The organism is Caballeronia calidae (assembly GCF_900044055.2).
GTDB classification, from domain to species: domain Bacteria; phylum Pseudomonadota; class Gammaproteobacteria; order Burkholderiales; family Burkholderiaceae; genus Caballeronia; species Caballeronia calidae.
Genome location: NZ_FCOX02000019.1, coordinates 21,576 through 34,593 on the forward strand (window position 1 = coordinate 21,576; position 13,018 = coordinate 34,593).

The 13,018-nt window shown below is 62.8% G+C and carries 9 protein-coding genes; 2 read left to right on the top strand and 7 right to left on the bottom strand.

Translation table 11 applies throughout. The features are described 5' to 3' along the window. Positions 1–10: 10 nt before the first annotated feature. The 7 genes from AWB78_RS18705 to AWB78_RS18735 form a co-directional block, all read right to left on the bottom strand. A complete protein-coding gene (locus AWB78_RS18705) occupies positions 11–1,717 on the bottom strand; it encodes an FAD-dependent oxidoreductase (RefSeq protein WP_062607109.1) in 1,707 nt (568 codons plus the stop codon). A gap of 29 nt (positions 1,718–1,746) precedes the next feature. Then, complete coding sequence (locus AWB78_RS18710; RefSeq protein ID WP_062606905.1) at positions 1,747–3,087, bottom strand: MFS transporter; 1,341 nt, start codon at positions 3,085–3,087, stop codon at positions 1,747–1,749. Between the two features lie 153 nt (positions 3,088–3,240). Further along, a complete protein-coding gene (locus AWB78_RS18715) occupies positions 3,241–4,059 on the bottom strand; it encodes a helix-turn-helix transcriptional regulator (protein WP_062606907.1) in 819 nt (272 codons plus the stop codon). A 56-nt stretch (positions 4,060–4,115) separates the two neighbouring features. Next, positions 4,116–5,369 (bottom strand): cation:proton antiporter, encoded by a 1,254-nt coding sequence (locus AWB78_RS18720; RefSeq protein ID WP_062606909.1) that lies wholly within the window; start codon positions 5,367–5,369, stop codon positions 4,116–4,118. A gap of 377 nt (positions 5,370–5,746) precedes the next feature. Further along, positions 5,747–6,220: a hypothetical protein gene (locus AWB78_RS46575; RefSeq protein ID WP_157697549.1), complete on the bottom strand. Its 474-nt coding sequence runs from the start codon at positions 6,218–6,220 to the stop codon at positions 5,747–5,749. Beyond that, a complete protein-coding gene (locus AWB78_RS18730) occupies positions 6,217–10,542 on the bottom strand; it encodes an RHS repeat-associated core domain-containing protein (RefSeq protein WP_062606913.1) in 4,326 nt (1,441 codons plus the stop codon). The genes AWB78_RS46575 and AWB78_RS18730 overlap by 4 nt, the downstream gene beginning before the upstream one ends. After that, positions 10,542–11,855, bottom strand: a complete 1,314-nt coding sequence (locus tag AWB78_RS18735) for a hypothetical protein (protein WP_063958983.1) — start codon at positions 11,853–11,855, stop codon at positions 10,542–10,544. The genes AWB78_RS18730 and AWB78_RS18735 overlap by 1 nt, the downstream gene beginning before the upstream one ends. A 288-nt stretch (positions 11,856–12,143) precedes the next feature. On the opposite strand from AWB78_RS18735, the gene AWB78_RS18740 reads away from it, so the two are divergent. Then, positions 12,144–12,494 carry a DUF6152 family protein gene (locus AWB78_RS18740; protein ID WP_062606916.1) on the top strand — a complete coding sequence of 117 codons (351 nt, stop codon included), beginning with the start codon at positions 12,144–12,146 and terminating at the stop codon, positions 12,492–12,494. A gap of 2 nt (positions 12,495–12,496) precedes the next feature. Then, positions 12,497–12,988 (top strand): hypothetical protein, encoded by a 492-nt coding sequence (locus AWB78_RS18745; RefSeq protein WP_062606917.1) that lies wholly within the window; start codon positions 12,497–12,499, stop codon positions 12,986–12,988. The last annotated feature ends 30 nt before the right edge of the window (positions 12,989–13,018 follow it).

The following is a 13,018-nucleotide window of genomic DNA, read 5'->3' on the forward strand; positions in this document are numbered from 1 at the left end:
TCTCCATCGTTCAGTCGTTTGATGCGGACAGTGCGCGCGCAAGCGCCGCTTCGATATCGCGCGGCTGCGCGTCGCGCCAGCGCCCGAGCACGTGGCCGTCAGGTCTGAGCAAATACACGGTGCCGGGCTTCGCGTCATAACGCTCGAAGATGCGTCCGGTGTGATCCCATGCATGCACGCCCGGCGTTTCCGGATGCAGATGCGCGCTCAACGGCACCGCCTTGAACGGCACGCCGCCGGTGCGCAGCGCGTTCGCGAGCGTCGCGAAAGCGGCGGGCACGATGCCGTCTTCGGTAAAGCAAAGCGCGGTGAAGATCGGGCCGGCGAGATCGGTCAGATGCGCTTCGCGCCCGTGTCCGCTTTCCGCGATCGTCACCGGATATTCCGCGAGCACCGCGCCCGGCACCGGGCCTGAAGCGAACGCATCGCGATCGATGACGTTCAACGGCGAGTTCGCATACGTGATCGCGGAGGTCTGCCGCGGATTGATCAGCGAGCGCACCTCGGGATGCGTCGCGGCGAGACTCAGCACGGCCGTGCGCATCAGTTCGAACGCGAACGAAGGCGGCGCCATGAACTCCGTGCTCTTCGTCCCGTAGCTCAGGTTCTCGTGCGTCGCGGCGACGCGCTCGTCGGAATAGCTGTCGAGCAGCGCATCGGATGCGAGACCCTTCACGACGAACGCGAGCTTCCACGCGATGTTGTCGGCGTCGTCGATACCCGAATTCGCGCCGCGCACGCCGAAGATCGGCACGAGATGCGCGGCGTCGCCGGCGAACATCACGCGTCGGTGCCGATAACGTTCGAGCGTCAGCGCATTGGCCTTGTAGATCGTGATCCAGATCGGCGACCATGCGCCCGTTTCGCCCATCATGTCGAGCAGGCTCTGCACGCGCGGCATCACGTTTTCGGGCTTCACGGCTTCGTCGGCGTCCTCGCCGTCGCGCAGCTGATAGTCGATGCGCCATACGTTGTCCGGCTGCTTGTGCACGAGCACGGTCGAGCCCGGATTCGACGATGGATCGAAGTAGGCGAGGCGCTCGGTCGGCCGCGCGCTGTCGAGTTCGATATCGACGATCACGTAACGGCCTTCATAGCTCGTGCCCTTCAATTGCAGGCCGAGCGCTTCGCGTATCGTGCTGCGCCCGCCATCGCTGGCGACGACCCAGTCGGTGTCGAGCGCGTAGTCGCCGTCGGGTGTGGAGAGTTGCAGCGTCGCGCCGTCGTCGCGTGCGTCGATCGACTTCACGCGCGTTTGCCAGCGGATATCGATGAGGTCCGCGCGCTTCTCGGCGGCATCGAGCAGAAACTGTTCGATGTGGTATTGGGCGAGATTGACCATCGGCGGCAGCTTCTGGTTTTCATCCTGCGGCATCGTGAAATGCAGCACTTCCGTGTCGCGATAGAAGCTGCGTCCGCCCGTCCACGGCAAGCCGGTCTTCACAAAGCCGTCGAGCGCACCGAGCCGCTCGATGATCTCCAGGCTGCGCCGCGAGATGCAGATCGCGCGGCTGCCGTGACACACCGAATCGTCCGCTTCGATCAGCACCGAGCGCACGCCATGATTCGCGAGCCCGAGCGCGACCGCGAGACCGACCGGGCCGCCGCCGACGATCGTCACGGCATGACGCTTCACATCGACGCCATGCTGCAATTGGGGAATGCGTGCCGCGTATTTTTTCGCCGTGAACGGATACGGCTTGAATGCCTTGTTCATGCTGTGCTCCTGATAGCTTCCGTGATTCTTCAAGCGGCGCGCGCTTCGGTTTTCTGTATGGGCAACATCATCACGACGAGCGTGCCGATGGCAAGCAGCACGGCCGAATAGATCAGCCCTGACGTGAAGCTGTGCGTCGCGTCCTTCAGCCAGCCGACGATGAGCGGATTGAGCGCCGAACTGATGTTGCCCGTCGCATTGATGACCGCGATGCCGATGGCGCGCGCCTTGAAGCTCAATGCGTGATCGGGCGTGGTCCAGAAGATCGACATCGCCGTGTACGAGCCCGCCGATGCGAGGCACACGCCGAGCATGCGCAGCGCCGGATTCGCGGAAAACGCGGTGCACAGCCAGCCGGCGGCGGAGAAGAGCATCGGCAGCAGCAGATGCCATTTGCGCTCCTGCTTGCGATCCGAGCGGCGTCCCCACACGATCATCGCGACGATCGTGCAAACCTGCGGAATCGCCGCGAGCAGGCCGATCGTGCGATTGCTCGCATCGGCGCTGAAGCTCTTGACGATGAGCGGCGTCCACACGGCGACCATCGCGAGCGTGTTCACGAGACAGAAGTAGGCGATCGCGAACTTCACGACGGTCGGCGAGAGCAGCTCCGAGACGATGCCGTTGCCGCGCACCAGTGCCGGCGCGGTCGCGTCGTCGCGATGCTCGCTTGCGAGCGTCGCGGCGAGTGTGCGCTTTTCATCGGCATCGAGCCAGCGCGCCTTGTTGGGGTTGTCGTCGAGATAGCGATAGACGACGAGGCCGAGCAGCGCGGAGGGCATCCCTTCGAGCAGGAAGAGCCACTGCCAGCCCTTGAGGCCGAGCGTGCCGTCGAGCGCGAGGATGAAGCCCGACAGCGCCGAGCCGACAGCCGCGGTCACGGGCATCGCGATCATGAAGAGCGCATTGGCGCGGGCACGGTATGCGCCGGGAAACCAGTACGTGAGATAGAGCAGAATGCCGGGCAGAAAGCCCGCTTCCGTCACGCCGACGAGCACGCGCAATACATAGAGCGACGTGGGATTCGTCGCGAACATCGTGGCCGTCGAGGCGAGGCCCCACGCGATCATGATCGTGCCGATCCAGCGGCGCGCGCCGATGCGTGCGAGCACGACATTGCTCGGAATGCCGAAAGCGATGTAGGCGATATAGAAGAGCGTGGTGGCGAGACCGAACTGCGTACTGGTGAGGCCGAGGTCCTTCATCATCGTGAGGCCCGCGAAGCCGATGTTGATGCGGTCCAGAAAGGAGAAGAAGAACAGCACGAACAGGAACCACAGCAGATGCCGCGAGACTTTCGCGATCACCGCCTGTTCTTGCGTCCGCGATAAAGCCGTGTTCAATGCGCCCGTTGCGCTCGTCGATTCCATGCTGTCGTCTCCGTTCGTGTCGCTCTGTCGGACATCTGATGCGTCGGAGTATGGAGCGCGGGCTTGCGCCGTCTGTCCTCAATTTGGGTACAGCGCGAGCCCTTCAACGGCTTGGGGAAAACACGGATACGTCGATGTTCGAATCAGGGAGCGTCAGACCTTGCCCGGCCCGATGCACAGCGCGAAGAGCTGCCGCTGACTCGAAATGCCGAGCCTGCGGTAGGCGCGCTTCTGATAGGTGACGACGCTCGTCGCCTTGATGCCCATTGCGTCGCCGATTTCCTGCGCGGTGCGGCCTTCGAGCACACCGGTCAGCACGTCGAGCTCGCGCTTCGACAGCTCGGGGCACAGGCCGCGCACGCGCGCGAGCATCAGATGGGAGATCGGCATGTCGCGCTGCCCGCAGATCGCGTAGTGATGCTTCGCCGCGTGCGCGATGAGCGGCGCCATCGCCTCGATCATCGCGATCTCGCGCGGATGGTAGTTGCCGAAGCGCGTGTCGCGATAGAGATTCACGGAGAGCCACAAGTCGGGCGTGGGCTGCACGAGCAGCGATACGCGATCCGATACGTTCGGCTGGTGATAGCACGCCGCGCGATACGCCTCGTTCGCGATGTCCTCGCTCGTTTGCCGATGCAGCACGAGCACGGAGCCGGGCTTGTCGTTGCGCGCCGTCGAGACGATCTTCTGATTGCCGTCGAGCGCGTAGAAATGGCGCGCGTAGGTGTCGGCGACATCGCGCAGAAAGCGCCCGCCGCGATGATCGGCCACCGATACCGTGCGCGGCCGGTTGCCGAACTCGTACGCGAAAATCGTGCATTGCGAGATCGCGGCAACGTCGCCGAGCAGCTTGAGCACTTCGGCGGCGAGCGCGTTGGAATCCTCGCTGCCGATGGACGACACGAGCCCCGTCGCGCGGCTGAGATCCAGCTGCCCTTGTGAGGAAAGGCGGTCGAGTCGCCAGGAACGCATGATGTGCGGGAAGAAGAGCCGTGTCGATCCCGCTATTCTAGGCTCGCTGGCCGGCGCTAGCGCGCGATGACCGAGGGCGTCGCGGCCTGGCGGCGCACGATCCAGTTGAAGAGCGGCGTCGCCATCAGCGTGCTGAGCACGGCCATCAGCACGAGAATCGAGAACAGGCCGGGCAGGATCACGCCCGCCGCGAGGCCGATATTGATGATGATGAGCTCCATCAGGCCGCGCGCGTTCATCAGCGCGCCGATCGCCATCGCATCGCCGGGCGGCTCGCCGTTCAGGCGCGCGGCGGCCCAGCACGCGATCCCCTTGCCGCCGAACGACGCGAGCAGGATCACGGCGGCGGCGCCCATGATGGCCGGGTTCATCAGCATGTCGAGCCGTGTGTTCAGGCCCGAGTACGTGAAGAACATCGGCAACAGAAACACGACGACGAAGGGCTGCAGCATGTCGCGCAGCTTTTCGGTGAGCGGGCCGCGCGGCAGCGCCACTCCGAGCAGGAAGCCGCCGAAGACCGCGTGAATGCCGATGGCGTCCATCGCGAACGCGCACAGCGAGAACAGCACCATCACGGCGGCGAGCACGCTCGTGGGCAGCGGCGCGTCGGGACTCAGGCCGGTGGCGAGCCGTCGCAGCAACTTGCCGCCGGCGAAGATCATGAAGAGCGCGAAGACCGCGCCGCCGCCGATCGCGGCATACGCGCCCATCCACGAGCCGCCGAAGCTCGCGAGCACGATCGCGAGGATGCACCATGCGGCGGCGTCGTCGAATGCGCCTGCGGTCAGCGCGAGCGTGCCGAGCGCCGTGCCGGCGAGGCCGCGCTCGTGGATGATGCGCGCGAGCATCGGGAACGCGGTGATCGCGATCGCCGCGCCGAGAAACAGCGACGCTTCGTAGAGCCGCACGTTCGCGGCGAAGAGGCCGGAGATCGTGCGCAGCCACGGCGTGAGCGCGAACGCGAGCGCGAACGGCGCGACGATGCCGGCGAGCGACACGCTCATCGCACTCTTCGCGCGTGCGCGGAAGTGTTCCGCGCGGAACTCGGTGCCGACGAGAAACATGTACAGCCCGACGCCGAGCTGCGCGGCGACGTAGAGCATGCCCATGGTCGGTTTGGGGAACAACGCCTGCTGCCATTGCGGCAGCAGCAGCCCGAAGAGCGACGGGCCGAGCAATACGCCCGCGATCATCTCGCCGACCACTTGCGGCTGGCCGACGCGTTGCGCGATCCGTCCGACGAGCTGGCTCGTGAAGACGATCACGGCGGCCTGGAGGAAGAAGTGGACGGAGAGTTGGGAGGTGGGCATTGCTTGCGTGGCGGAAAAACGATGACCGCAGTCTCGTATCGGGAGCGAGGGTCTGTCAATGTGTCTGGAGATTGTTGTGGGGACTTTAGAATCGCAGACCGTGGCAGTTTGCACCTTTCTGGCATCTCAGTTAGATGGATCCTAGCTCGCCTTGCAATTTACGAGTTAAAAATTCCCGTTTCTTTTGAATTTCTCGAAGCTTGCTTACTTCCGAAATCTGAAGCGATTGGCCCGTCAATATCGAGCGTTGTATCGAACAAATCAGTTCTTGCCAATAACCTGGCTTGAAGCCTTGGTGAGATAGGTTAATTCGGGTAGATAGCATAAGATCCACGCTGTGTCGGATCTATGCTCGTCAAGAGAAAGTGGAGCTGAAATCACGGCGATAGCAGTACGGTCATAAGCTCAGAATCATATCGTTTCACGAGGAATATCCAAATTTCATCCTCTTCACTGACAACCGCCAGATAGGCATCCCCAGAAACGCTGGCAACAATGAATTCTGGGTACCCGTCATTCAACGCAAACACCTCAAGGATGGAAGTATCCAAAGGAAATTGGACCATTGCCCACGGAAGTGAGCCAAGTCCTCCTATTGAGATCAAGCAAGAAACTTCGAATCCTCGATCTGACACCATTCCAGCGTATTGCGCAAGTTCCCACCAACCCTTCGCCGCATCTTCCATGCATAGATCAGAGAAGATAGCTGATGGTCGCGACCCAATGCGTGCCACATGTGTCCAAACTTTCTGAGGCGCAAAGTGTTTACCGCTGCTATCAAAGCCGGAGAAGATAATCCCAGAGTGCTTCCGAAAAAGACTTTCCAGCCTCGAAGTAAACTCGTCTTTCATTTTTCTCCCGGATAATAGTAGTGATGTCCGCCTCCCATCTGTGAGTAGCGCTCCGCAGCATTTACGTCACCGCTCCAACCAAAATCGACGAAATTGCGCGTTGGATCGCCTTTGGGCTGCCCAGCGTGGAAGTGCGGGTCTCCATCGTTCAAGTGCTCTGAAATAACGATCGAGCCTCGATCCGTCTCGAACTGCATATATCGACCGTGAGATCCATTGTCGTGAGTAAACAGATAGCCAGGCATGCCTCGTCTTGTCACATCGTTCCCGACGTCCCACACTGCATCAGGCACCATTCCTCTCGGAATTCCAGCCCTTTCGAAGATTGCATCTAACGCTTCCTGTCGTGACTCGAAGTGCTCGTTACACGCTCTGAGACCCAATGGGTCAATCCACTTGAACGCGTTCGGCGCAAATTGATATGGATTGATGCCACCTGCGAGCCCAATCGGGTCTTGACTGACGAAACTGCCGGTCAGCGGATCAAAGTACCGATGCCTGTTGTAGTGCAGTCCACTTTCATAATCGTGATACTGTCCCTGCAATCGAATCGGCTGTTCGACCCGTCTTGTCTCAACGTGATCAATCCCGCCCTTAACGCCGTAATATACCTCCCACACAATCTCGCCGTTCCGATCTCGCAGCCGCACCGGCGCGCCGTTCGGATCGTTCTGGTAGTAGTACAGGCGCTTCGCGGTCGCGTTGCCCTCTGACGTGGCGACCTGCATCGCCAGTGGTACGAAGCTGCCCAGGTGGTAGGCGTAGAACCGCGCGCCGCGCCGCCCATCCGATGCCTGCCGCACCTCACCGGCCATTGCATCGCCATCCCACAGGAACCACGTCCGCGCGCCTTCCTGACGATGCCGGTTACCTTCGATCCCGACCTCACCGGCCTGTTTGCCGATACGACGCCCCAACGCGTCATAACGGTAAAGCCACCGCTCGTTGGACGTGTTCTCGAACCGGCTCAGCCTCCCGAACGCATCCCACGTGAAGCGCTGCACGCCGAGCTCGCGATCATGCCGTTCGATGAGTTGTCCCGCCGCATCCAGCCACCAGTGCGCGCCCTCCGCATGCTGCAACTCGCGCCCTTGCGCGTGGTCGTGGATGAGCTTGAAGCGATCTCCATGCGCGTCGTAGGTCAAGTGCTTCAGGCGTCCGACCGGATCGGTATGCGCGATGATGCGCCCCAACGGATCGTAGCGGAACCGATCCACGCCGAAGCGGCTGTCACTTCGCTCGATCAGATTGCCACTCAAGTCATAGCGAAACTTCGTCTCGTCGTCGCGATGGCCCGCGCGGCGGGTCGCGTGACGGCTCACGCGACCCGCGCGATCGTATTCGTAGGCGTGTTCGAGGTGTTCGGTGAAGTGTGTACCGCTCAAGCGGCCGGCAACATCCCGCGTGAAGCGGATCGGTTCGTGATCGTCGATGGTGAGCGTTTGCGGTTGGCCCAGCGCGTCGTAGGCATAAGCGAGCATCTGCTCGAAGGCGCCGCCGTCGGCGCGCAGCGTGCGCTTCTGTTCGCTCAGGCGGCCCACTGCATCATAGGTATACACGAGCGTGCCCTTGGCGTCGTCGTGCTGTTGCGTCTCGGCCGTCAGGCGTCCATCGGCGTCATAGATGCGCTCGACCGTGCCGTGCATGTTGCGCGCTTCGGTCAACTGGCCGCGCTTGTTATGGGCGAACACTTCGCTTTCGCCGGTGCCTTCGACGGTGCGGCTCGTGATACGTCCGAGCGGATCGCACGTCACCGCCAGCACGTTGCCCAACGGATCGATGCTGCGTGTGAGATGGCCGGCGGCGTTGTAGCCATATCGGCGCGAGCGTCCGTCATAGCCGACTTCCTCGACGAGCCGTCCAGCCGCATCGCGCTTCAGATGCCACGTCTGCCCGAGTGCATTGGTCACGCCGATCAGCTGCTCTTCCGTGTCGTAGCGGTAGCGGGTGACGCTGCCGTCGGCGTCGGTGCGGCTCGCCAGATGGCCTTGCCCGTAGTAAGTGAAACGCGTGACGTCGCCGGCTTCGTCCGTGTATTCGGTGAGGTTGTCCTCGGCGTCGTATCGGCAGCGTACGTCGCGCGCGCCGGGCAGCACGCAGGCCACCAGCCGCCCCTTCGTATCCCATCGATAAATGGCCAATTCCTCGCCGGGTGCGCGGCGCTCGATCAGATCGCCGCGCGTATTGTGCTTCAGGTACGTGGTGCGCCCCAGCGAATCGGTCATGCCTACGAGATAGCCCAGCGCGTCGTAGTCGAGCGTGGTGCGTTGCTGCGCCGCATCGCGCACCTGCACGAGCAGGCCCTGCGCGTCATAGCCGAATTCTGTGACGATGCCCGCAGGCGTCGTCTGCCCGATCAGATTGCCGCGCGCATCCCATGCCTGTTGCCATTGGCCGCCGGTAGGATCGGTGATTCGCACCGGCCGTTGATCGTCGTCGTATTCGGTCGAGACTTCGCTTCGATCAGGCAGTGTCCGCGACACGACGTTGCCGAAGACATCGTAGGTCCACGTTGTCCTGTTGCGTGCCGGATCGACAGCCGAAATGGTGCGCCCCAGTCCGTCGTAATGGAAACTCGACGTGCCGCCCAGCGGATCGATCAGCATCACCGGCAGACCGCGTTCATCGGCTTGTAGAAGCGTCACGCCGCCGAGCGAATCGATGATGCGGGTCTCGTGATGCGTCAGGTCATACTCGAAGCGATAGTCGTACAGCCCGCCATCGCCCCAGGCATGATCGACGCGCCAAAGGCCATCTTCATGCCGTGTGTGGTTGTAGTAGAACGACAGGCCGTTGCGGTCCGTGTGACGCACCATCACGTGACTGCCCGCGTACTCGAAGCAGTACGGCACATCGAGCGCATCGTGAACCACGGCCAGACCGCCCTCGTGGTTCTGTACATAGCGCACGAGCGGATACTGCTGGCCTTGACCGTCGTACAACGTGAGCTCGCCCAGACGGCCTTCGACGCTGCCGACTGTGCAATGCACTACTCGCCCCGTCGGCTGCTCACCCGCATACTCGATGAAACGCAGCAGCGGCTCGCGCGATGCGCGGTAATAGTCGCTGGACTGCCATTGAACACGCCACGCGTTGCCGTTCAGATCGCTGAACCGTTCGAGCCAAAGCGCGAGCGGACGTTGCGGATCAGCGGCCTGCGCGCGCTGCCGCCAATGCGCGGGCAGCGGAAAGCGATATTCGATGCCCCCACGCGTGCGCACGACGAACCGTGCGCCGTCACGATACAGCGCATGCCCGCCGATTCCTTCGACGATGCGCGCCGGCCATCCTTCATCGAGCGGTATCTGATCGAAGGCGACCAGCGTATCGGGAAAGCGGACGATGCCGCCCAGATCATTATCGTGTTCGAACAGATCGAGCCGGATGTCGGCGGGCGTGCGCCAGCCGTGCCCGGCCAACCCCGCCTGCATGTCATGACTGGCGTAGAAGCGGTTCCATACCAACGGCAAGCGTCCGCTGACCGTGAAATCGTGCTGTTCAACGATGACTTCACCGGTCACGCCATCGACTGGTTCGCCAAAGGCGCGCTGACAGACGCCTTTGAGAAACTTGCCCCATTTTCCATCGCCCAGGCGATCCTGAATCGCCTTCGATACCTTGCAGAACTTCGGCGGCTTCGACATCGCATGGGCGTTTGCCTTGCGCATGGCCATGCCCGCGAGTGCGGCGATGCTCGGCACCGGCGCGCCGCCGACCAGCACGGGACGCGATGCGGGAATCGGCAGCATCAGCGAGGTCGGCAGCGAAGCCGACTTACGCTTCGTGTGCGCGCTGTTGTGCGACAGCGGGAGCATGCCCGCGAACCAGCAGCTCAGGGCGGGCAGCAACGCGTAGGTCATCGGGTCGCCGTTGGCGCGCACGCTGAGGCTGCCGAGAAACGATTCGCTGTCGCCGGAGGGCTTGGGCGCGTCCGGGCCCGTGAACACGCCGCCAATCGGAAAATGCAGGCCGGGCAGATGCAGCGTTTGCGTGCCGGCGGTGGTGCGCATCAGGCCGTTCACATAGATGGGGCCGCCACCCCCGCCCGCGGCCATCGAGACGGCCATCGCGCCCGCGCCCACTGCTGCGGCCCCAAGGCTGCGCATACCCATCTTGACGATGGAGGCCGCGCCCATCGCCATCATGCCTATCGAGACCATGCTGCCGACGCCTTCGGGCAACAGGCTCAGATACTCCGCCGGATCGAGCACCATCCCGACATGCGGATGCGGCAAGGGAAGCGTGATGCCGGCAGGCGTCTGGATCAGGTGAACGTCGATGCCGATGACGGGCGTGAGGTGATTCACCGCGAGCAGCGCCATTACGCGTGATTCCTTTGCTCGTCAGCGAAGCGCTGCGTCACTTCGTCAGCAGGTAAAGGTTTGGTCGTGTCGGGCCAGTCCTCGCCGTAGAGTGCGGTCAGACGTGAGGTCAGTTCGCTTCGCCGTCGATGCAGGATGCCCATGTGCCCCAGCATGCGTTGCGCGACCATTTGCAGGTTGCTATTGGCGCGCATCGGCGAGGGAATCCACGCACCCGCATCGAGCGCGCGCAGGCCCGCGTCGATCGTCGGCTCGGCCCGGGTCAGTTGCGCGAAACATTCGCTGCACATGCGCCAGCCTTCCACGGCGAGCAGGCCATCCTGATCGGATTCGGCCAGTTGCGCGGCTTCGGTATAACGTTCGGCTGCACGGCGAAAGTCACCTTGCACCCAGTGAACGGAAGCTTCGCCAAAAAGGCCGTTGATCACAAGCTTGTTGCCCGCCGAATGATCGGCGTGTATCGCTTGTCGACCGGCCTGCGTAGCGGCTTCATAGGCGGATAGCGCGCGCGGGGCGTCGTTCCACTTCAGATATGCCGCGCCCGCCAGCAGATGCACGACCACGCTCTGATCGAACCATGCGTGCCGTTGCGTGACGGTGAGCGCTTGCGTGCGCAGCGTCTCCAACTGCGCGGGCGTGCCATTGGTAACGGTGTCGTTGAGCGCGACGAACAAGCGCCGGAAATCGGCTTCGGGACCGCGCTCATCGGATTCGGCCACGAGTTCACGAGGCAACGATTCCATGTGGTAGCGCGCGTGCAGGACACTCACTTGATGGGGACGCTGCTTCGTCAGCCACCACAGCGGCTCGGTATCCGTACCCGTGAGAATGATGCGCAGACGTTCAGCCTGCCACGCATCGCGCTCGATCATGCCAAGCAACTCATCGAGCCAGCGTTCGAACTGCGCGGGCTTGCAAATCGATTCAGGTTCGAGGATCAGCACCAGGTCCGGCAACACGTCCGGATGATGGTGCATCAGACTGGCGGTCAGCGCGAGCAGATCGGCTGTCGGGGTTTGGCGTTGTCCAACCGACGCGATGTGCGTTTCGCGTGCGACCGCGTAGAAGGCAGCGATCTCTTGCGAAAGTGCTAAAGGATATTGATCCGCGTCATCGAAGCGTGAGATCAGTTGCAACACCGCGTTCGACAACTTGTGTTGTCTTTGAATGTAAGCGGCGAGAATGCGCTGATCAGCCTCGTTGGCCTGCCAGTAAAGCAAAGTGGCCCGTGAATCGCTACGAAACCGCCGCCAGTCATCATGCACCGCCATCAGGCGGCGTTCGACCGGATTGCTGGGATGCCACGACTGCATATCGCTCTTGATGCCTTGCAAGATGAAGGATTAAGAGCCTGACCGGTTCGCGCGGCCAATGAAATGATGAAATTCTGATTTCTATTACGCACCGTGGCTTAGCCTGCTCGATGACAAAGCGAAGACCGCAGGCGTAATTCCAGCCGAGCGGCGTGCGCCCAATGAGCAATGCACGCCTGCGCCTGCGAGAAACCGGCACTGCGTATCCACTTGCGAACCCACGCCCCCGCTTCCTATAGTGAACTCGATGCATGACCGAACCGCCCCTTTGCAGACAAAGGTGACCACATGCCCATCCCGCCCCGATTCCTGGCCATCAGCGCTGCCTTCATCGCCGCCGCCGCATGGGCGCATCACGGCTGGAGCGCCTACGACGCCGCCAAGCCCCTGAAAATCGAGGCCCCGCTCGCGCAGGTGCAGTATCGCAACCCGCACGTCGAGGCCGCCGTGGACTATCAGGGTGCGCGCTGGAACGTCGTGCTCGCGCCGGTGAGCCGTATGGAGGCACGCGGGTTGCCGGCGAGCGCGCTTCCGGTCGGGAAGGTCGTCGCGGTCGAAGGTTTTCCGCGCACCGACGGCACGCACGAGTTGAAGGCGGAACGCATCACCATCGACAGCAAGACCATCGAGCTACGGTAGCAATGGAACTGGCGAGTCTTGCCGCGGCGTGGGCGGCATCGCTCGAAGGCTCGGCGCTCGCGGCATGGGTGCGTGCTTCGCCGTGGGCTTATCCGTTCGTCAATCTGATTCACCTGCTCGGCCTGACCTTGCTGATCGGGCCGATCGGTCTGCTCGATCTGCGCCTGCTCGGCTTCGGACGACGCTTTGCAATCGACGATGTCTCGCGCGCGCTCACGCCATACGCGGTAACCGGCCTCCTGCTCCTGATCGGCAGCGGCGTGCTGCTGTTCAGCGCGGATGCATCGCCGCTGCATCGCAATCCCTTGCTTCAGATGAAGCTCGGCTGCATCGCGCTCGGACTCGCGAACGCGCTGGCGTTTCGCCGGATCTGGGCGCACCGGCTCGCCGACTGGGACCGGCATCCGCCCCTTTCCGGCCGCGTGCAGGCGATTCTTTCCCTGCTGTTGTGGCCGATCGCCGGCACCTTGGGGCGGCTGCTCGCCTACCAGTAGCGGCAGGGGCGCGCGGCATCGCCATCGCGC